This window comes from Pseudoalteromonas sp. XMcav1-K (genome assembly GCF_044005875.1).
GTDB lineage: Bacteria > Pseudomonadota > Gammaproteobacteria > Enterobacterales > Alteromonadaceae > Pseudoalteromonas > Pseudoalteromonas spongiae.
Genome location: NZ_JBIPJE010000039.1, coordinates 100,487 through 121,332 on the forward strand (window position 1 = coordinate 100,487; position 20,846 = coordinate 121,332).

At 39.8% G+C, this 20,846-nt stretch carries 22 protein-coding genes; 10 read left to right on the forward strand and 12 right to left on the reverse strand.

The genetic code is table 11. The features are described from left to right. Window positions 1-114: 114 nt before the first annotated feature. Window positions 115-885, forward strand: coding sequence for an isocitrate lyase/phosphoenolpyruvate mutase family protein (locus ACHSBP_RS08840; protein ID WP_395388618.1), 771 nt, complete (start codon window positions 115-117; stop codon window positions 883-885). 64 nt (window positions 886-949) lie between these two features. On the opposite strand, the gene ACHSBP_RS08845 is transcribed toward ACHSBP_RS08840, so the two are convergent. The 6 genes from ACHSBP_RS08845 to ACHSBP_RS08870 form a co-directional block, all read right to left on the reverse strand. Beyond that, the gene (locus tag ACHSBP_RS08845) at window positions 950-1,345 is read right to left on the reverse strand and encodes an ExbD/TolR family protein (RefSeq protein ID WP_395388619.1); all 396 of its coding nucleotides are present in this window, start codon (window positions 1,343-1,345) and stop codon (window positions 950-952) included. Window positions 1,346-1,613: 268 nt separating this feature from the next. Then, the gene (locus ACHSBP_RS08850; protein ID WP_395388620.1) at window positions 1,614-1,949 is read right to left on the reverse strand and encodes a 5-carboxymethyl-2-hydroxymuconate Delta-isomerase; all 336 of its coding nucleotides are present in this window, start codon (window positions 1,947-1,949) and stop codon (window positions 1,614-1,616) included. Between the two features lie 214 nt (window positions 1,950-2,163). Next, window positions 2,164-2,628: a hypothetical protein gene (locus ACHSBP_RS08855; RefSeq protein ID WP_010559446.1), complete on the reverse strand. Its 465-nt coding sequence runs from the start codon at window positions 2,626-2,628 to the stop codon at window positions 2,164-2,166. Window positions 2,629-3,239: 611 nt separating this feature from the next. Then, window positions 3,240-4,373 carry a PepSY-associated TM helix domain-containing protein gene (locus tag ACHSBP_RS08860; RefSeq protein WP_395388621.1) on the reverse strand — a complete coding sequence of 378 codons (1,134 nt, stop codon included), beginning with the start codon at window positions 4,371-4,373 and terminating at the stop codon, window positions 3,240-3,242. A 99-nt stretch (window positions 4,374-4,472) separates the two neighbouring features. Beyond that, window positions 4,473-6,548 (reverse strand): TonB-dependent receptor, encoded by a 2,076-nt coding sequence (locus tag ACHSBP_RS08865; protein WP_395388623.1) that lies wholly within the window; start codon window positions 6,546-6,548, stop codon window positions 4,473-4,475. A 285-nt stretch (window positions 6,549-6,833) separates the two neighbouring features. Then, window positions 6,834-7,229, reverse strand: coding sequence for a VOC family protein (locus ACHSBP_RS08870; RefSeq protein WP_395388625.1), 396 nt, complete (start codon window positions 7,227-7,229; stop codon window positions 6,834-6,836). 15 nt (window positions 7,230-7,244) lie between these two features. Here ACHSBP_RS08870 and ACHSBP_RS08875 point away from each other — a divergent pair, with 15 nt between their 5' ends. Both ACHSBP_RS08875 and ACHSBP_RS08880 read left to right on the forward strand, forming a co-directional pair. Beyond that, a complete protein-coding gene (locus ACHSBP_RS08875) occupies window positions 7,245-7,517 on the forward strand; it encodes a ribbon-helix-helix domain-containing protein (RefSeq protein ID WP_395388627.1) in 273 nt (90 codons plus the stop codon). A gap of 134 nt (window positions 7,518-7,651) precedes the next feature. Beyond that, entirely contained in the window at window positions 7,652-7,930 is a 279-nt protein-coding gene (locus ACHSBP_RS08880; protein ID WP_395388629.1) for a superinfection immunity protein, read from the forward strand. 86 nt (window positions 7,931-8,016) lie between these two features. Here ACHSBP_RS08880 and ACHSBP_RS08885 read toward each other — a convergent pair whose 3' ends face one another. Continuing rightward, window positions 8,017-8,595 carry an outer membrane beta-barrel protein gene (locus ACHSBP_RS08885; RefSeq protein WP_138628441.1) on the reverse strand — a complete coding sequence of 193 codons (579 nt, stop codon included), beginning with the start codon at window positions 8,593-8,595 and terminating at the stop codon, window positions 8,017-8,019. Between the two features lie 582 nt (window positions 8,596-9,177). Between ACHSBP_RS08885 and ACHSBP_RS08890 the strand changes: the two genes are divergently transcribed. Genes ACHSBP_RS08890 through ACHSBP_RS08900 form a run of 3 tightly spaced genes read left to right on the forward strand, consistent with a single transcriptional unit; the run spans window position 9,178 to window position 10,192 of the window. Then, window positions 9,178-9,495 carry a DUF883 domain-containing protein gene (locus ACHSBP_RS08890; RefSeq protein ID WP_105171952.1) on the forward strand — a complete coding sequence of 106 codons (318 nt, stop codon included), beginning with the start codon at window positions 9,178-9,180 and terminating at the stop codon, window positions 9,493-9,495. Between the two features lie 15 nt (window positions 9,496-9,510). Continuing rightward, window positions 9,511-9,936, forward strand: a complete 426-nt coding sequence (locus tag ACHSBP_RS08895; RefSeq protein WP_395388631.1) for a hypothetical protein — start codon at window positions 9,511-9,513, stop codon at window positions 9,934-9,936. A 1-nt stretch (window position 9,937) separates the two neighbouring features. Further along, entirely contained in the window at window positions 9,938-10,192 is a 255-nt protein-coding gene (locus ACHSBP_RS08900) for a hypothetical protein (protein ID WP_395388632.1), read from the forward strand. 10 nt (window positions 10,193-10,202) lie between these two features. On the opposite strand, the gene ACHSBP_RS08905 is transcribed toward ACHSBP_RS08900, so the two are convergent. Continuing rightward, window positions 10,203-10,640, reverse strand: a complete 438-nt coding sequence (locus ACHSBP_RS08905; protein ID WP_010559434.1) for an MgtC/SapB family protein — start codon at window positions 10,638-10,640, stop codon at window positions 10,203-10,205. Between the two features lie 328 nt (window positions 10,641-10,968). Here ACHSBP_RS08905 and ACHSBP_RS08910 point away from each other — a divergent pair, with 328 nt between their 5' ends. Further along, window positions 10,969-12,264: a Glu/Leu/Phe/Val dehydrogenase gene (locus tag ACHSBP_RS08910; protein ID WP_010559433.1), complete on the forward strand. Its 1,296-nt coding sequence runs from the start codon at window positions 10,969-10,971 to the stop codon at window positions 12,262-12,264. Between the two features lie 64 nt (window positions 12,265-12,328). Here ACHSBP_RS08910 and ACHSBP_RS08915 read toward each other — a convergent pair whose 3' ends face one another. From ACHSBP_RS08915 to ACHSBP_RS08925, 3 genes are all read right to left on the reverse strand, one after another. Next, complete coding sequence (locus ACHSBP_RS08915; RefSeq protein ID WP_395388633.1) at window positions 12,329-14,164, reverse strand: DUF885 domain-containing protein; 1,836 nt, start codon at window positions 14,162-14,164, stop codon at window positions 12,329-12,331. Between the two features lie 155 nt (window positions 14,165-14,319). Further along, a complete protein-coding gene (locus ACHSBP_RS08920) occupies window positions 14,320-14,691 on the reverse strand; it encodes a VOC family protein (protein WP_010559431.1) in 372 nt (123 codons plus the stop codon). Between the two features lie 56 nt (window positions 14,692-14,747). Continuing rightward, entirely contained in the window at window positions 14,748-15,578 is an 831-nt protein-coding gene (locus ACHSBP_RS08925) for a mechanosensitive ion channel family protein (protein ID WP_395388635.1), read from the reverse strand. A gap of 179 nt (window positions 15,579-15,757) precedes the next feature. Between ACHSBP_RS08925 and ACHSBP_RS08930 the strand changes: the two genes are divergently transcribed. From ACHSBP_RS08930 to ACHSBP_RS08940, 3 genes are all read left to right on the forward strand, one after another. After that, window positions 15,758-16,084, forward strand: a complete 327-nt coding sequence (locus ACHSBP_RS08930) for a hypothetical protein (protein ID WP_395388636.1) — start codon at window positions 15,758-15,760, stop codon at window positions 16,082-16,084. Window positions 16,085-16,165: 81 nt separating this feature from the next. After that, complete coding sequence (locus tag ACHSBP_RS08935) at window positions 16,166-16,612, forward strand: YaiI/YqxD family protein (RefSeq protein WP_054980777.1); 447 nt, start codon at window positions 16,166-16,168, stop codon at window positions 16,610-16,612. 31 nt (window positions 16,613-16,643) lie between these two features. Beyond that, on the forward strand, window positions 16,644-18,023 hold the full coding sequence (locus ACHSBP_RS08940; protein WP_395388637.1) for an MATE family efflux transporter: 1,380 nt from the start codon (window positions 16,644-16,646) through the stop codon (window positions 18,021-18,023). A 26-nt stretch (window positions 18,024-18,049) separates the two neighbouring features. On the opposite strand, the gene ACHSBP_RS08945 is transcribed toward ACHSBP_RS08940, so the two are convergent. Next, window positions 18,050-20,641: an EAL domain-containing protein gene (locus ACHSBP_RS08945; RefSeq protein ID WP_395388638.1), complete on the reverse strand. Its 2,592-nt coding sequence runs from the start codon at window positions 20,639-20,641 to the stop codon at window positions 18,050-18,052. Window positions 20,642-20,846: the final 205 nt, after the last annotated feature.

The following is a 20,846-nucleotide window of genomic DNA, read 5'->3' on the forward strand; positions in this document are numbered from 1 at the left end:
GTCGTTTTTTAGTATTATAAGTTTATCTTATAATACAAGTCGATTTATATCGTTGGTTTAGTAACACTCCATTACGCACACTACGCCTAACATTTATTTAGTTAGGAAAACATAATGACTTATACACACTTCAATCAACTCCATTTTGGTCAAACAGCAGTATTAATAGCTAACGTGTGGGATGTACCTAGCGCGCTCGCAGCAAAACACGCTGGCTTTAATGCTATTGGTACATCAAGTGCTGCGGTTGCCGCTCAATTTGGCTATGAAGACGGCGAAAGCATGCCGTTTGAAACGTTACTAATGGTTGTTGAACGGATTTTAGTAAATACCGATTTACCACTGACGGTCGATTTGGAATCTGGTTATAGCGATGATCCAGAAGTGGTTGCAACCAATATTATGCGACTTGTAAACCTCGGTGTCGTAGGTATAAATATTGAAGACAGCAAGGTGAATAATGGTACCCGAGTGCTCAAAAATGCAGATGAGTTCGCCAGTTTTCTTTCGCACATTCAACAGGTATTAAAACAACATAACTGTGATGTGTTTATAAATGTGCGCACTGATACCTATATTTTAGAGTGCGACGATAAACTACAAGAAACCATTAAACGTGGGCAGCTCTATCAGGCAGTTGGCGCAACGGGGCTGTTTGTTCCGTGCATTACTGACCTTAACGAGATTTCAAAAGTACGTGAATGTGTATCACTGCCGTTAAATGTGATGTGTATGCCAGATCTAGCTGATTTCGATACGTTAGCGAAGCTAGGAGTAAATCGTGTTAGTATGGGAAATTTTGTGTTTGAGAAGCATCAAACTAATTTATCGACACTTTTATCAACAATAAACAAACAAAAACGCTTTACAGCACTTTTCGATTAATTTAGTAGTTTGGGTAATATTTGCTGTGTGAAACAAGGCTAACCATATGGTTAGCCTTTTAATTTTATAGTGCGCTGCTCAGTGATACCGGTGCTGAGGTATACCCTTTAATTTCATTTAACAAATGTACCAAGGTGTTATGTGTGCTTTCTTTATCTGCAGTAACTGAAATCGCTGTAATCTCGCCATTGGCATCAAGGCGAGCCAAATTTATGATAATTGATTGTGAGTCAATTACCTTATTATTTAGCAGTACACTATTATCTTTGGTGATATGAAATTGCGGTGTAATTGTTTGCGTAAGTGCTGGTTTGTTTTCTGTAGCTCGGTTTAAATCAAGCGCAGTTGGCCGATTAAAGCTGGTGGTTACAATAAAAAAGATAAGCAGGATAAACACAATATCCAGCATTGGGTTCATATCTACTTCTGCGTTATGCGTATTTACTTTGTGTTTGGTCATGTTAGACTCCTCGTTGATTGTTATTTTTCCATCAACTTAAGCCTAGGCAAGAGTTGTAACCTGCTATTTAACCCATTGTTAACATTTATGTTTGGTTACATTTTAGTTGTACTGATTAGTTACACGTTAGTAAGCGGGAAAGGTGTTGGATATTTAGAAAATGGCTAGAAAAACTGATACGCGGTGAGATTTATTAACGTTGCGAAACTGATAGTGCCGTGTCTTATGGGCTAAACCCTAACAGTTTCGCTTGTAAAATTCGCAAGCCTTACACAATTACTTTTGCATAGCTAGCGCGGTCAATATCTTGCACTTCAACTGAGATTGAGCAGTTTGTAAGTGAAAGACCGCTTAATTTATCTAAAACGGTATTAGATAGCATCGTTTTTTGTTCAACCGTGCGCCCTGAGAGTATTTTAAGTGTGACATGCACAAATTTAAGGTCAACAACGCCAGTTTTGTACTCTGAAAATGAAGTTGCTCTGACTTTAATATCGCTGCCCGTCGGTTCAAATAATTCAGACGCTAACGCCCCTTTATGAACAGCTTCAATTAGTATTTTTCCATTAATGTTATCTGAATGCTCAATTACACAATGTGGCATTAGATTCTCCTGTATGTATTTTGTAAAATGCCCAGCTATCGGGCCAGTATTGGTTTGTTAAAAAGGGTGAGTTTCGACTCAAACACAGCCATTTCGAGTAGCACTTATAAATAGCTTAAACTCTTGTTTTTTTGAAACGTTCGGACTACTCGGAACTTCCTTTACATCTAACTTCCAGCATTGATTACCGCTCGACTTTTGCTTGTTAATCTTTTTATTCTATGTTGTAGGGGCCTAACACTAAGCTAAACTTTATTTCGCCATCGGTTTGGCTTTTATGTGCTTCACATACACCTGTAATTTTTCCGTCCTTTATCTCTAGAGAGCTTTGGTGAAAGGATACAGTTGGAGATGGGCAGAGCTGGCGAACGCCTACCAACCTGTATTTTGGTTTCCCAAATTGTTGAAAAGGCGGCTGATCAGCAGTTTTGAACTCGGGCTTATAGACGGCAACATACTGTTGAAAGTTATTGCCCCCAAGAAAGCCTTCGAGTGAAAAAGTTGCAACAATGAAACTATTTTCTTCACTCTCTTTTAGATAAACCGATTTTTTTACCAACTCTGCGTTTTGATCTGATAGTAGTTTTGATAGTACTTGTATTTCCTTCTCAATACTGCCACCTGCGTATACAGCTAAAGAAAAAAATATCAAGATACTAAAAATCAAGAATTTCAACATGCTATTGAATCTGCCTGTGACTACTTGTTATGAATCATTTTCAATTTCATGAAGATGACGCAATCCTTCTTTTCGTAAAAAGTACGCAGGTATAAACATAAGATTACCTGCAGAAAATGTTACAAGTAATTGTTCATGATTAACCAAAAAATAACTGGAACCCATGATAAGCACTTTGGAATAAACCAATTATCGTTAATACGACACCTATTAAAATTAAAAGTTTTTCGAAAACTGAGGAAAAGATCATCGAACTATTAAGAACTATATTCTTCTATACCAGCTTCATTTCGTCGAAGAAAAGCTCTTTTATTAATATACAAAAATATGGCAGCCGCTGAAATTAAAAAAGCGACCCCAAGAGGTAGCCCAATCCAATTTGGTAAACTTAGCATGATTCATTCCTTGAATTACGAACACATTATTAATGCAAATCTTTGTTATATTAATTATGAAAAAAACAAAATTTTTGAACTAACAAATTATTATATAAAACCTTCTTAAGGTTATCAGTACTTTTTATTGCAAACAACGTAAAAGTGTTTTAGAAAACAAGGGTGTGCTAAACAAAAAGGCTAACACACAGGTTAGCCTTTTTTAGTTTGATGATATTAAGCGGTTCCTAGCGCTAATTTAGCTTTGCGCACGCGATAGTTTTGCCAGCGGCGCCACGATAACATAATGCCTGTATAAACGAGCAAGCACGCTAATAATGAGGCAAATCCTGCGATGGTTTGGCCGATAATGCCGTATGCTTCGCCTGTGTGTAAAAAGCGAATGTAACTGCGTGCTTTTCGATATGTTGATAAATCATCAAAGGTGAGCGTTTGTAATACAGCGCCAGTTTGTGTATCTACCGTTACCGTTAAGCGTTTTTGTGGCTCGCCCCCTGTGCCGGTATCAAGACTAAACGCTATTTTATCCATAGGTTTAGTAGTAAGTGTAAACTGTGCACGTTGCCACTCTGGTGTTTGGTTAATTGCATTTTCAAATAGTACATTAAGCGATTTTGGCGTGCCATTATTTAATGGCGACGCTTTTAGCTGCTCAACTTTCGCATCGTTAGATACCATTTCTTTTAAGGTATTACCCGGCCATTTAAAAGAGAAAAAGAAAGCCGTTGCAATGAGTACCGCAAGTACCGGCGCTAAATAAATACCGTACACATTATGCCATTGGTAATCGCGCGCATTGGTGTTTGGGTAAGACTTACCAAAAGTAAGCTTTTGTTTAAACGCGCGTTTATTAAAGCGTTTTGGTAACCACAAATAAAGACCCGAAAGCACTAACACAAAGAAAATAACATTAGCGATGCCATTAACCCAGCGACCTGTCTCACTAAACTTACCGTCAAGGGTTAGCCAGCGATGAAAAGCGCGCAATTTACGCATGAATGTTTTAGTTGCAAGCCCAGGTTCGTTAATTTGTTCGCCGTTGTATGGGTTTAAATAGGCAAAGGTTTTGCGGCCTTCTTTAATTTGAATAAAGGCGTTTTGTTCGTTTCTAATCGCAATACTTAACGGCTTTTTATGCTCTAGGGTACTGGCAATAGTATTTATTTGTTCAAGCGTAAGTTTTTGCGTGTTTGCAGAAGGTGCTTGGGGATAATCTTGTTGCTCTGCGCTGTGAATAATTTGGCGTTCATAGGTAAGTAGTGCACCGGTGACCGACATTAAAAAAATAAATAGGGCAGCGATGCAACCAATAATTAGGTGAAGCCAAAAAAAGGCTTTTCTTATACTCATATTTTATTGCTCATTATAACGGTAAAAGCGAGCTAAACACTGTTTAGCTCGCTTTTGATATGTATTAAGTTGACGGATTAATACGTTGTAAAGGTATGTCTATAGTGACACTCGTACCTCAAAGCGTGCTGTGCGCGCATCACCAATGGTGACATTATTTACACCGCCACCTGCAAGGTAGTCTTCATCTAAGGCGTTTTCGATATTAAATCGGAAATCAGTATCTTGTCCTGCAATTTGTGTGCTGAATGTAGCACCTAGGTCAAGACGGTAATATGCGTCTTTTGTGATGGTATTATTAGCGTCTGCAAAGCGCTCGCCCTGATAAATTAGGCCGGCATTTAATGCAAGATTTTCTGTCATTTCGTAGCGAGACCAAAGCGATGCAGACCACTTAGGTGCATCAACAGGTGTTTTACCTTCGTAGTTACTATCGCGTTCGTACTGAGCATCTAAGTACATTGTTGATGCCATTAAGAAAAGGGTATCCGTAACTGCACCTTGCGCGGACGCTTCAAAACCTTTATGGCGCTGCAGACCTGCTTGGGTTGTTATAGTGTCAAAGTTAGGGTCGTCAACCAGTGACTCACTGACTAAAACGCCACTTTTTTCTATATCAAACACAGCTGTATCTAGCATTAAACGGTCAGATACTTGCCATTTTAAACCAAGCTCTATTTGCTCTGATGTCACTGCATCAAGTTTCATGCCGTGGTTTTTGTCGGTTTCGTCATTTAATGTTTCGCTACGTTGAGGTTCAAACCCTTCTGCATAGCTTAAGTAAATTGTTGCATCTGAAATAGGGTGGAATAGTACGCCAAATTTCGGCACAAATGACTCGCTGTCAGCACCTTCTTTATTTTGTTTATCAAAACGACCACCAACAGATACTTGCCATTTATCGTTGAAGGTAATTAAATCTTGTAAATAAATGCCGTAGAAATCGTACTCGCTAGTGTACAGCGTATCGTCTGTTTTATAACTTATATCAGGGCGACTAGGCTCTGTGCCACCTGGTATGTAATCAACACTTGCTGCTTTTACACGTAACTGACCATAGTAATAATCTAGGCTATTTACACCTACAAGTAGATTATGATGGATGCCACCGGTATTAAATTCACCTTTTACATCGAAATACATTGTTTGGAATTGCCAATCATCAAAGCGATCATATGGGCGTGATTGATAGCTATCGCCAACAACATAATCTGAAGGTTTACGCGGTGCAGACTCAAAGCGTTGGCGCTCAAAGGTTTGCTCGTTGTAACCAAAGGTCATTTGCCAGTCATTTGTTAGGTGATAATCGATTTTTGTGCCAAAGTTGTTTACGCGAATATCAGTAAATGCCCATGAAAAATCATAAATGTAGTCTTTGTCACCAATTACTTCACCATTGCTGTTTAACCAAGCACCTGTATCAAGACCCGCTTTGTCGTCTGTTTGGTCATAGTACACATTCACAATGAGGTCTTCAGTGATTGCATAATCCAAAGCAAGGTAACCTAAAAAGCGGTCTCGCTCACGGTTGTCGCCATTCGCATACTCTCGTTCAAATACCACATCTTGTTTAACTAAAACACCACGATAGTTTAGGTTTTCTACTATGTTACCACCGGCATCAAGCATAAAACGCGTTGAACCGTTTTGGTCTGCATCAGCGCTGATGTCTAATAATGATGAGGAAGTTGGCTTTTTAGTTACCATATTAACTAAACCACCCGGAGCAGATTGACCATAAAGCACACTTGAAGGCCCTTTGACTACTTCTACTCGCGAAAGTGTTTCGATAGGTTGTTGGTAGTGCGACCAGTGTTGATGTCCATCACGTAAATAGCCGTTTGATGAACTAAGAGTAAAGCCTCGTGCGTTAAATACTTCACGGTTACGTTGTTTTGAACCTGGAGAAAGGCTGGCGTCGTTAATTAATACTTCACCTAAGGTTGTTGCTAGCTGCTCGTCGATAATTGTTTCTGGAATAACGGTTACTGATTGCGCTGTTTCGAGTAGCGATGTGTTTGTACGCATTGCGCCAGAGGCGTCATCAACTTTGTAATCGTTAAAGTAAGTACCTTTAACTTCAATAACTTCTATTTTTTTTTCATCTGCTACAACAGTTGCTGAAAGCGATAAAAGTGAAAGTGTAATTGCTTTGGTAATGTGATTTAACTTCATACTAAACCTAAATATCCCTGAAAAAGTGCGGGCATTCTATGTAAATCACAATAAAATTGGAATAGGTAATGATAATAATTTTTATTTATGAGTGTGTTTTATACATTATGTTTCTGTTATAGGTTTAATATTGGTGATTTATACACAAGTTAACAGTGTGTGTTTAAAGCTCTTTATTATCAATAGATTTTGGCAGTTAAGATATAAAAAGAGCTTAGAACTGTTGCTGAGATTTGATACGAATACACTGTAAGCACTTGTTTTACTCTGTATTCGCATTGTGATTTAGTTAAACGTATCTGAACGCTCAATTACTTCAATCGCGTAACCGTCTGGATCGTTGATGAAAAAGAATTTTGCAACGAGTGAATCACCGTTATAAAACTCTTTTACGTCTTTTGGTTGATAACCAAGATAGATTGCTTTTTGATGCAGTGCTTCTATATTTTCTGCGCTTACTGCCAGGTGGCCGTATCCGTTACCCAAATCATACTGTGCTTTTTGTTCAAAATTTACAGTCAGTTCAAGTTCAAAATCGGACTCTTCATTACCTAAGTAAATTAAGCAAAAGCTATCGAAAGTAATCCGGCGTTTTTCTGTTAAGTTGAGTATGTTTTGATAGAATTGCAGTGATTTTGATTCGTCTACTACGCGGATCATACTGTGAATCATTTTTGCCATTGTTAGGAATACCTTATGTGTGAATTATATGCTCAAGAGCCGCAAACATCTTACGATAGCACCAAGCGTTCAATACGCATTCAGGGGGTGGTGACAAGTATTTCGCTAGAAAATAAAATCTGGCAAATTCTCGAGCGTATAGCAGCCGATGAAAAAGTAACAGTGCCGGAGTTTATTTCCACCTTGTATCAAGAAGTAATTGAACGCCATGGCAGTGTTAAAAATCTCGCATCAATGCTGCGTGTAACGTGTTTAACCTATGCGCTAAATAGTAAACTACTTGGCTAATTAACGGGTAGTATCTAGGTACTACATTGGGTGTTAACCATTAATCACCGCATTTTGCCGCTTAGCATTTTTTGCCAAGTTATTTCTCATAGCCAAGTAGTCTGGCCCCAGTTACTTTCATTGAGAATACGATTATGGAAACACTTACTTTTTTTGAAGATCTTTTTGCCAACGCAGATCCGGTGTTTATTTTAGCAGTTGCATTAGCAAGCTTAGTTTTATGGTTTTTACCGGCAATTCTGGCGTTTTTCTTTAATCGCAAACATGCAAAATTAATCGCAGCGGCATGTGTGCCAGCGGGTTTTTCACTTATTGCGTGGTCAGGCCTGATGATTTGGGCTGTAACCGGTAAAAGTGTTGAAAAAGCGGTGACTAAATCGCGCAAACCTGCGTCATCAAGCGAAGCAAGCTAATATAAAACGCCCTTTTTACAGCATTAGCAGTAAAAAGGGCGAAAATATTAAAAATCATCAGCGGCCGTTAGCGCTGATTTTATTGATTAAAAGGTGTATTGCACCGAAAGACTTGCGTAGTCGACTTCACCATTAAATTTATCTACATTTGAAAAAATGCCAATCTCATCATCTTCAAATTCAAAGTCGTAGCGGGTGTAATCTAGATTAAGTTGCCAGTTTTTTGAAATAGCAAATGATGCACCAGCGCCGTAAAATAGCTCATTGCCATCAAGTGATAGCGTATTATCAAAGCCGCTTAAATCGGCATCCCACCAATAATTACCGCCTTTTACAAACAGCGTTATGCGGTCACTTACCGGCAGGCCAAGCTTAAGCCCTAACGTATAACCGTCTAGTTTGGTGTTAAAGGTATCGTTGCCAAACTTACCAAAATCCAAATAGCCCGCTTCTAAACTGATCATTTGATTAAACTGGGTGCCAATAAACACATTATACGCGTCGTCGTCATCATCAAAATCATCGTCACCACTGGCACTTATTAATCCATAACCGCCACCCACATAAACACCGCGATGATCTACTTGCTTGTTATCTTTCGCTAGTAACGGCTGTGCAAAAATAGCTGAGGATAAGAATAATGTTGTAAGTAGTTTACTTTTCATAAAAATTCCTTGTGTTTATTTGCGTTAAATACAGCCAAAGCGTTGCAAAGCCTAGACCAAATTTAAAATTGCAAATAAAACAATAGGTTAATGCTTTTCATGAGTGTTTTGAGTATTTGATGAATGTAAAAAACACATTAATTATGAAAGATTTACATTAACACCGTGAAGTATGAACACACAGTGCTAAAACGAAAAAAGTAGTTAGGGTAGGCAACTGATAAATAGCCTTTTATACCGACTATTTTGTATTTTTAACGGCTTAAACCAAAGCTAAAAGAGTATGTGCTAAACAAGCTTCGTTTACTTACTACTATTTTAGAGAAGTGCTTTTGTACTGTTACTCGCATGTAAGGCGATTTGTTAACGCTAATTTAGCCCATGTGTAAAAAGTAAATTGTGTTATGCAAAAGCTACAATAAAAGGTGTAATTTTTTCATGGTTGTTATGACTGACTACAAAGTAAACTTTGTTATTTTACTGATTTTATTGGTTATTTTTTTTGGAATCATAGTTGCTTGAGTATTAGCAAGTTTAAGAAATATGAGAAACAAATTTTTAACCAGGAAAAGGAACCTTGAAATGGCTACATCAAATCAAAACACCACAAATGGTAAAGCAAAGCAAAATTCAACTCAGGCGCACCCAGTTGCCGATAAGCTCAACGAATCACTTCATGAATCAGTCGATACCATCACTGAAAAAGTTGGTACAGCGGAAGAAACATTGCGTGAAACTGCACATTCAAGCTCTGAAAGCTTGGCGCAAAAGCAGCAAGAAATGAAAGCTAAGTGGGAAAAGTCAGCCGTTAAAAAATACGCAGTAGAAAACCCAGTAGCAACAGCAGGGATTGCATTTTCACTCGGTATGTTGGTGTCTGCAATTATTAAACGTAAATAATATAGGTTTAAGACGATGGACAACATAGGTCCCGAGCACGGCGGTTTTAACAATCAAAGCGAGCCAAATCAGCAGCCTGAAAACGAGGCGAAGCTGACGCAAACATTCGAAAGCGTAACAACATTGCTTGAAAGTAAAATTGCCAAGCTCATTACGTCAAAAAACCTAGTAGCGGCTGAGGCTAAAGTTAGCCTCAGCGCTGCGTTACTCTCATTCGCGATTTGTTTAACACTGGTCGTGATTGTGAGTGTAATTTGGCTCTTGCTTAATGCAGTGGTTGGGCTAACTCTGTATAAAATGTATCCCAGTTTAGCCTTGGTAATTGGAAGTTTGTTACTTCTTAACAGTGCATTAGCTGTATGGCTATTTATTCAGCTTAAGCGTATATGGCATCGCGTGGGGTTTAAAGCGAGTATGTCTTTACTTTTAAACGGAGACTAACATGGAGTTTTTACTTAAAGATGATCTACACCAACTTGAAAAAGCCAAAGCCGAATACCTCGCGGTAAAGGTGTTTGATGACTACAACACACAAGTTGCAAAAACGAATGTGAAATCGATTTTATCGTCAAAAGAAGGGCTTATGGCATCTTTTGGGGTAGGGTTTGTAAAAGGATTAATGGATAATCCTGACAACCAAAAATGCGGATCATCCCATTCCGAGCTAATTAAAATTATCAGTTTATTAATAAAATAACGCGCTATTGTTATTTGGCGTTTTGTTTAGGCTTGAGTACTTCAGAAAATTGAAAGATTAAAAACCCAATAAACGACAGTACAATACTAATTTCATAGCGACTGTATGCTACCGATACACCAATTGCACCTGTATTCCAAAGTCCGGCTGCGGTAGCTGTGCCTTTTACGCTGTCTTTATCTCTGAAAATAGCACCGCCACCAATAAATCCCATACCTGTGATAATGCCATACATTACCCTTGCTTCGGCGTCAGAACCTTCAAACACATTAATACCAACCAGCATAAAAGCGCACGAGGCAATGGTTACGAGTGGAAATGTTCGAAGACCAGCGCCGTTTTCTCTTGATTCACGGTTTAATGCAATCGGTAACGACAGCAAAAATGCGATACCAAGTTGTTTAAAGTGAAACATTATTAAGGTGAAATCTAAATCTATCTCGAACATCCGTTTCTCATCTTTATAATTGGTTTAATACACAGTGTGCGCAGGCAAACTGATCGTATCGTTAAAAAACAGTGTATTGGATAAGGTCTGTAATAAAACCAAACACTTATATAAATACGCAGCGTGTCGATTAGGCCACTCGTCTTAACCAGTGTAACGTAATTAATTAACCAAAGTCGATTGGCAACGACGTGATTGGTTTAACCAGATGAGTTATTACTGTTACCCAAAAGTAGCCTAGACTGTAAAGTTCAACACGCTCTAGTATTTGGCTAGCCAAGTACGAATAATGGCTGTTAATTGAAGTGTTCATAATTAAGGATAGTGTATGAGTAATTCTGTATTGGTAAGTGCAATTGAGCGCTTGCAACGAATTGGAGAGCAAGCAAATACCTCCAAGCAAGTGATTGAAGCACTGAGTCATCCACATGCCACATTAGCGTGTAATTTACCCGTACGTTTAGACAGTGGCCGTTTAGCTTATTTTAAAGGCTATCGTTGCCGTTATAACGATATTTTAGGACCATGCAAAGGCGGTATTCGCTTTCACCAAGCGGTGAATCAAGACGAAGTAGAAGCCCTCGCGTTTTGGATGACACTAAAATGCGCAGTGGTGGGGTTACCACTGGGTGGTGGTAAGGGCGGAGTTACGGTGAACCCGAAAACGTTATCGCCAATGGAGCTTGAACGATTATCGCGTGCGTATGTGCGTGCGATGGCCGATTTTATTGGCCCAGATACCGATATTCCAGCACCCGATGTTTACACCAACGCGCGCATTATGGGTTGGATGATGGACGAATACGAAAAAATAACGCGCAGTAAAGCCCCTGCGGTGATCACCGGAAAACCGATATCGTTAGGCGGTAGTTTAGGACGCGAAAGTGCAACAGGTCGCGGGGCGTTTATTTGTACGCAAATGTTGGTGAAAAAATTGGGCTTAAACCCACAAGAGCTCACAGTGGCGATACAAGGTTTTGGTAACGGTGGTTACCACTGCGCTAAATTGCTGCAGCAAGCAGGCTTTAATATCGTTGCTATAAGCGATTCGCAAGGGGGCATTTATCGAGAACAAGGACTGGATGTCGATAGTATTTTCCAAGAGAAGCAGCGCAGCAAAAAACTCTCTGCGGTGTACTGCGAGCAATCGGTTTGCGAAGTGCAAGAGTTTAAACACATTAGCAATCAAGAACTGCTTACTTTAGATGTTGATATTTTAATCCCTGCAGCGCTCGATAGTGTGATCACCCGTGATAATGCCAATGATGTGCGCGCTAAGAACATTGTTGAAATTGCTAATGGTCCCGTTGAAAGCGAGGCAGATAGTGTTTTGCAGCAAAATAACGTAACAGTGGTGCCGGATATTTTGGCAAATGCTGGTGGTGTTATCGTAAGTTATTTTGAATGGCTGCAAAACAGACAAGGCGAGCAATGGTCACTCGATAAAGTAGAAGAAAAGCTGCATCAAAAGCTTGAAAAAGCGTTTGAAAATGCTTGGCAAATCTATCAAGAAAAAGACATTACACTACGCGACAGTGTATATAACGTAGCGTTGCGTGCTTTAACCGAAGCTATTGAAGCGCACGGCACAACTGATTACTTTAATGCGCAATCGAATCGTTAAAGAAAGTAGATTTGGATAAAAAGAGCAGCTTAAGCTGCTCTTTATGTATTACGTTTTTAATAAATTATTGTTTGCTTTTGACATAGTCATCAACAATCCGCGCTAAGATATCTAGAGGCACGGCGCCGTTTTTAAGCACCACATCATGAAACTCAGCTAAATCGAACTTATCACCTAGCGTTTGTTTGGCGTTTTCACGAATTTCTAAGATTTTCATCATACCGACTTTATAGGCGGTTGCTTGGCCTGGCATCACAATATAACGCTCAATTTCAGAGGTAACATCGGACTCTGCCATGCCGGTATTTTTAAGCATATAGTCAATAGCTACTTCACGTGTCCAACGTTTATGGTGAATACCTGTATCGACTACTAAGCGTACTGCTCTGAAAAGCTCTGCTTGTAAGCGGCCAATATTATCGTAAGGGTCGTTTTGAAAGCCTAACTCCCACGCAACTTGTTCCGCATAAAGTGCCCAGCCTTCAGTGTAAGCAGTAAATGGCGACATGCGTCTAAAAAGCGGCAAGCCTTCAGCTTCCATTCCAATGGCAATTTGAAAATGGTGGCCAGGAATACCTTCGTGATAGGCGAGGGTGCGCATTGAGTATTTCGGGGTGGCTTTAATATCGTATAAATTGGCAAAAAATAACCCAGGGCGTGAACCATCAATAGAGGGCTGTTGATAATAGGCACCCGGTGCGGTTTTTTCTTTAAATTCAGGAATGCGACGCACTTTCATACCTGCATTTGGTCGAATATTAAACGCGCCATCAAGTCCTTGGTCAATCTCATCTAGGATGGTTTGATAGTCCGCTAAAATTTGTTCGCGACCTTCATCGGTATCAGGATAATAAAAACGCTCATCGGCTTTTAACGCTTCAATAGCCGTGCTAAAGCCAAGGCTGGTATCAAATCCTTCGCTATTTAAAATTGTGAGAATTTCTCCCTGAATTCGCGCGACTTCACTTAACCCTGTTTGATGAATAAAGTCGGCAGTGTAGTTGGTGGTAGTGAAAAATTTAAGTGAGCTGGCATAAGCTTTATCACCATTTGGTAACTTCCAAAAGCCATCATCCGTATTGGCTTTATCGCGAAGTGCGCTAAAGTAATCGATAAACAGCTGATAAGCAGGATGCACTGATTCTGTCATTGCAATCTCAACGTCAGCAAGGATCTTCGTTTGAGTTTGGTCGTCAAAAACCGCACTACCACTTTCTCCTGCTTTAATCATTTTATCTTGCAATGAGGTGTAAAGAATATTCTCGTTGATTGGGGTTGCAACAAAGGTGGTCATTTCGTCAAGTACGCGGTCAATTACAAAACGCGGTGGAATAATGTTTTTTTCTTCACGTAATTTTAGCCCCTCTAAGCTTTGACTAAACTTGCGTTTAACTTGGTTTAAACGGCTGATGTAGTTATTTGCATCTTCAACCGAATTAACTTGGTGCTGCGCATCCATAAAACTTGGGAAGCCGTTTTGAATGCCAAATAATTGGTTTACCGGATAACTGTGGTAGCGAAACTCGGTGGCATCAACAGCAAAATCAAGTAAATAGAGTGCAATCTCTTTCGACATTTGATCAGATTTGTCGAGTTCGCTGTCGTCATATTGCAGTACACCTTGTCTAATTTCAGGTAACAGGGCGAACATTTCGTCGTCTTTAGCAAGGCTTGCATCATCAAGCTCTGCATTGTGGCTGTTAAAGCCTAAACTTTCTAAAAAGCCAAGTGAGGTCAGTGTTTCTGGGCTGTCAAAGGCCATTTTTACCATAGTACGGTCAACGTACGATTTAAATCGCAATGGTTTTTTGGCGTACCATTCATGGGCAACAAATGCCCCTGCTAAAAATGCCAGTAATAAAATACTCAGCACTAGCCACTTTATTATTTTTCTAATCATTGGGCTTCCATATAAGTTGTTGTTTGCATCCCTTGCTATGATACCGAAATCAAATTAATTAACAATCGATTAACCTGGCTTTAAGGCTAAAGGGGCAGTGAGATTATTAAGATATGACGTTTGACTACAATACATGTTGGTAGACGAAATAGCAGCTAACGGGACACTCGCCATGGCGGATTTAAGCGGTTTTCACCTGCCCAGTATAGCTTGATTTTATTGCCTGAAGGGTCAAATAACACGGCTTCTCGCCACAGGTATCGTTGAACAGTTGGTAGCTGGGAAAATATAACGCCTTTTGCTTGTAAGTCAGCAACCCAGTTATCGAGCTGTGCATGTTCAAAATAAATCGTGGCGCCATTAACGGCATTTTCTTCAAGTGACAGCGAAAATGTTGATTCGCCCTCTGGGCAGGCAAAACGCGCATAATGCGGTGTATCGACAATAAGTTCAAAACCGAGCGTTTGGTAAAATGTAACGGCATCACTCATTTGCGTTACCGGTAATGTTACTTGGTTTAAGTTCATTTAAATCCTTAAACTAAACTGTAGGCATGCGCTTTCAACGCATGCCTACACGTTATTTATTTGTTCTCATTAACTAAAATAACTTTACGGTGAGGGAATGGAATTTCAATATTGGCATCATCAAGCGCTTTTTTAACTTGCTCGGGTACCGAATACAAAATATCGAAATAATGTTCACCGGAACAAAACGGACGTACTAAGAAATCGACCGAACTGTTGTTGAGGGTTTCAACTTCAACAAAGGGTTTAGGGTCATTCAAAATATGTGGGTGCGCGTCTAATACCTTATTAATAACTGTGCGAGCAGCGTCGATGTTCTCGTCATAGGCGATGCCAAAACGCATATCAACACCACGTATCTCATGGTGAGAGTGATTGACAATTTTATTGCCCCAAATATCGCTATTAGGAATGATAATACGCTGGTTATCAAAGGTTTGTAAAATGGTGGTGAACATGTCTATTTCAGCCACTTTGCCGAATTGGTCGCCCGTTTCAATAAAATCATCCACTTTATAAGGCCTAAATATAAGCAGCATTACACCCGCAGCAAGGTTCGATAAGGTGCCCTGCAGTGCTAAACCAACCGCAAGCCCAGCGGCACCTAGCAGTGCAATTATTGAGGCTGTTTGAACACCAAAACGGTTTAAGACCGCAATACCGACAAATGCCAAAATGGTGTATTTAGCGACACTGCCAAAAAACTTAAACAAGGTATCGTCTAGTTGTGCATGACGATTAGAGATTTTGATGATGGCTTTATTTACTTTGCCAGCAAGCCAAATACCAATAATTAAAATGGCGAAGGCAAGTAATAGGTTGGTTGCCCAATCAAGTGCTATTGGCAGATATTGATTGAGATCGAGCTGAGCGATAAATTCTTCCATATTTTGTTAACCTAACGTTAAAAGCTATACACTAGGCTATCTTAAACGGTGCTTCAAGCGTCATAGCGATAATTTATACACATAGAAAGTTTATTAAACATTAACTTGCGGTTTGCACTTTTACATCACATAGTTTGTAAAGTAGTTTTATTCTATGTTGCGTGTTTAAAGGAAGAGGTATGTCCTATTTAAAATTAGCAATACGCTTTCGTTTAGAGCCTGGGTGTTTAGGGCCAACGGGTACTGATTACATTGAAGATTTTTGCCGATTGATAAATCGGGTTGATTTTACCTATCCGTTTGTTACCCTTGATGTGGTCCCTCGCTATGATAAAACCTTACCTGAATGGGAGTTTTTACTGAACGGTAAGTTAATTTCAGAAGAGCAAGCCGAACGTGTGTTAAGCGTAAATGACTTTACTGTCGACAGCATGGAAGAGCAGGTAGAGCAATTCCTGACCTTAAAAGTAGAGCAGTTTATGTTGTCGCTTAAAAATAAGCGTTAACACATTTCGCCGTTAAGAATCACTCGCATTCAGTTAGTCGCTTCCGTATACTGCATTTTTATTTAAGAGCCTAGGAACTTTATGAATATCTGGGTCGATGCAGATGCATGCCCTGTTGCAATTAAAGAGATTTTATTTCGTGCAGCAGAGCGTACACAGATCAACACAACCTTTATTGCTAATCACAGTTTCCGCATTCCACCGTCTCGTTTTATCAAGCGATTACAGGTAGAAAAAGGATTTGATGTTGCCGATAACGAAATTGCTAAACGTGTAGTCGCGGGCGATTTAGTAATTACGCAAGATATTCCACTCGCCGATGAAGTGATCACTAAAGAAGCGATTGCGCTCACCCCGCGCGGCGAGTTATTAACTGCAAGTAACATTAAAGCGCGTTTAAATATGCGTGATTTTTTTGATACTTTGCGTGCCAGTGGCGTTGAAACAGGTGGCCCGAGCGCGTTATCAAACACTGATAAAAAAGCCTTTGCTGATGAGCTTGATAAAGCGCTTGCAAGGCTCGGTTAGCTTTATTGTTTAAAAGGAAAGTTGCGCAGTTATGCACGATCTTACGAAAGGAAGCATTCCAAAACACATTATTTCAATGGCAGTGCCAATCGCCATTGGTCTGCTTATTCAAACGCTGTATTTCTTAGTTGATTTGTATTTTGTTGGTCAACTAGGCAGTGCCGCGATTGCCGCTGTGAGTAATGCATCAAGTGTGTTTTTCTTTGTTATGGCATTAACGCAAGTACTCAATATTGGTTGTGCAACACTAGTATCGCATGCGGTCGGGCGCAAAAAACAGCGCCAAGCCAGTCACGTATTTAATCAAACGTTAGCGCTTGCCAATTGGGCCACCCTGTTTTGTGCAGCGATAGGCTATGCATTTGGTCACGTATTTTTTGCGTTTATGACCGCCGACATTGCCACACAGGCATTAGCCGAGAGTTACTTTTATTGGTTTTTACCGTCGTTACTGCTGCAGTTTGTATTTACCGCATTAAGTGCTGCGCTGCGCGGTACTGGTATTGTAAAACCGGTTATGTCGATTTCGGTGATTGGTATTATCGCTAACATTATTCTATCGCCTATTCTGATAACGGGGTGGGGGCTTGGCATTGAGCTCGGTGTCGTTGGTGCGGGTCTGGCGAGCAGTATTTCAATGTTGCTATCGTTTGTGCTTTTGGTGCGATATTTCAATAAACAAGAGCAATATCTTCAAGTGCGCTGGTTATCGTTTGCGTTAAAAGCGAAAACGATACGCAAAGTACTTAATATTGGTTTACCGTCGGGCGGCGAATTTTTACTGACCTTTTTGTACATGTCGTTAATTTATTGGGCGCTTAGTCGTGTATCTGCTGAAGCACAAGCCGGCTTTGGTTTAGGTGGGCGTATTATGCAATCGCTATTTTTACCGGTTATGGCTATTGCCTTTGCTGCGCCTGCTATCGCTGGACAAAATTTTGCAGCGCGGAAAATCTCACGCGTATACGAAACCTTTCACATCACCGCGTTTTTAACGTGCTCATTAATGGGCATGTTAATGGTCCTGTGTTTATGGGTACCTGAGCTATTTGTTACCGGTTTTAGTGACAATGTCAATGTGGTGTTAGTTGCAGCAACGTTCTTGAGTTTTGTTGGCCTTAATTTTGTTCCTGCTGGCTATGTATTTGCTATTTCAGGCATGTTTCAAGCGCTTGGAAATACGTGGCCCGCTTTACTGAGCACCTTTGTGCGCTTGTCACTGTTTGCGATTTCAGTTATTTATTTAGTGAATCAAGACGACTTTTACATTGAACAAATTTGGTATTGTTCAATTGTTACTGTGTTTATTCAAGCTTTGGTCAGCCACCTGTTAATTCGTCGTGAATTTAATAAAAAGCTGGTTAAAGCGCCAAGTAACACGCCAGAGCAAACTTGCGCCGTGGCAAAATAAATCAGTGGTATAGCTGAAAGGGGATGCTAACCGTTGTGCTCAGCGAGCAGCTCTTTAATCGTTAACGCATCAACGGGCTTGGCAAACCAATAGCCTTGAATTAGCGAGCAATCCGATGCGGTTAACCAGTGCATCTGCGCATTGAGCTCAACGCCTTCGGCAATTACTTCAAGTTTTAAGCTTTTACTCATCGCAATAATGGCTTTGGTAAGGGCTTGGCTTTCTGCGTTATGTTCAACGTCTTTGATGAAGCTTCTATCAATTTTGAGTTTATGCACCGGGAATTTCTTTAAATAGCTGAGCGATGAATAGCCAGTGCCAAAATCATCGATGGCTATTTTTACGCCTAAATTAGCTAACATAGTGAGTTGGGCAATGGTTTTTTTATCGTTTTCAATGAGTAAGCTTTCGGTAATCTCTAAAATTAGCTTATTGCTTGGCAAGCCACTAACTTCAAGCGTACTTTTTATTGTGGCAATAAAATCATCGCGTTGGAATTGAATAGTCGAAATGTTTACGCTGATACCAGGTGCATTTTTATATTCGTCTTGCCACTTTGCTGCGGTAACACAGGCCTGTTGTAAAACAAACTCACCAATATTGGCAATCACTCCAATTTCTTCAGCAAGTTCAATAAATTGGTCAGGTGAAACAAGACCTTTGGTGGGGTGATGCCAACGTACTAATGCTTCACACGCATAAATAATATTATGTTTAGCATCAAAAATTGGTTGGTAATCAATGAAAAACTGTTGGTTATCGATTGCGGTTCGTAATTCGCCTTCAAGAGTGCGCCTTTTTTGTGCTTTTTCGTCCATTTCGGCGGTAAAAAATTGAAAGTTATTTTTACCTTTTGCTTTCGCTTTATACATGGCGCTATCGGCTTTTCGCATCAGTGTTTCAACGTCTTTACCGTCATTCGGATAAGTTGTTATTCCGATGCTAGCAGAGACAAATCCTTGAGCGTTATCAAGTTGATAAGGGGCGGCTATTGCTGCTTGAATTTTATGGGCGACTCGGTCAACTTTAAACTGATTATTATCGCTTGCGATAAGCACCGCAAATTCATCTCCACCCAAACGAGAAATAGTATCTGATTTACGTAATGTACTACTCAGGCGCGTTGCGGTTTGCTGTAAAAGGGTATCGCCTTGTGAATGGCCAAGGGTATCGTTTACGTGTTTAAAGCCATCTAAGTCGATGAACAATAGCGCCAGAAATGAGTGCTCACGCTGTGCTTTATTTAGTGCTTGCTCAAAACGATCTGAGAATAAGTTGCGGTTAGCAAGTCCAGTAAGTGAGTCGAAGTTAGCTTGCTGGTAAATTTTATTTTCTGCTGTTTTCCGCTTTGTGATGTCGCTAAACAGTGCCACAAATGCATCAATCTCACCATTATTATCACGAAGGGCGGTGATTGAAAGCCATTCATAATAAAGCTCACCGTTTTTACGACGATTACAAATTTCACCTTGCCATTGGTTATTTTCATCAAGCTGATGTTGCATATTGGCGTAAAAAGGTTCAGTTTGCAGGTCGGAACTCAGTATATCAGGTGTCTTATTCAACACTTCGTCACTGTGATAGCCTGTGATTTCTGTAAAGGCTTCATTTACTGCTTGAATTCTATAATTTTTATCACAAATCATTACCGCTTCATTGGCGGTACGAAATACAGTAGAGCTGAGTCTAAGCTGTTTCTCATCCTGCTTTTGCTTTGAAATATCATTGAGAATAAGGACATAGCCGTCTTTTTTTTGCTGGTTATTAATAAGTGGATAAAGATGTACATGTAACCAGTGTTGCTCTTGTCCTAGATTAATACGGTCAACCCAAGGGGTATTGGTGCTAATAGCGTTATCAAATTCGTCGCGAAGTTGCGTTAAATCACGTAATTCATCAAATAAGCTTCGTTTACTTGATGATAATTTTGCAAAAAGTGCACTTTCAGAGTGCTTATTTTGATAATCAATGTAACCCTGTAGGTCAGTTGTGATAATTGCGGAAGGGCTTTGCTCTACTATTTGACTGAGTTTGATACTGTATTTTTGCGCTTTTCGGGTGATGCGTAGCAAATAGGTTAAAAACAGTGCAAGCGTAATTAGTACCACTAAACCTGCAATGTAAATGGCATGTATTTTATTGTTTTTGGTCTTAATAATCGCAACTTGGCTATCAACCATTTGTTCTAAGTTTTTTTGGTATTGCCAAATTTCGCTTTGATATTGTCGTTGTGTGGAAATATCTTTAATGACCGAATAAAGCAGCGTTGCACCATGAAACTCAATGGGTATTGAATAAACTTCAACGGTTTTAATGTCACCCGTTGCAGTTTGATGGCGAAAGATAAAATAGTTACGCTTTTGTCGGTGGGCGTTTTTACGCTCTTCTGCGACTTGCTCTGCGGTGAATAAGTTAATTTCTTGAATGGTTTTGCTTTGCAGTGTTTGCGAGCTGTAGCCATAAAAATCCGCCGCAGCCTGATTGGCTTTTACAATTTTCCCTGATTTTGGTTCAATCAACAGCATCACAGCAGTGTGATCATCAAAAATCTGCTCAAATTCGGTATTGGCATATAAGAAGAGCGGGAAAAATAACAAACAAGCAAATACTACGGGCATAATTAGTTAAATTTGACTAACGACGGTACATTATTCAACTATAGTCGTAATTATTGCAATAAGTTGATGTAATTAATCGTTAACAAAAGGGGGTACGATCACGTTTATCGCAAGTTTATTGCGCTACACATGATGTAACAGCACAAATATCAAACAGATGTTGCGCCTTTGCTGATTGTGATAATAAGATATTTATAAACAGGTA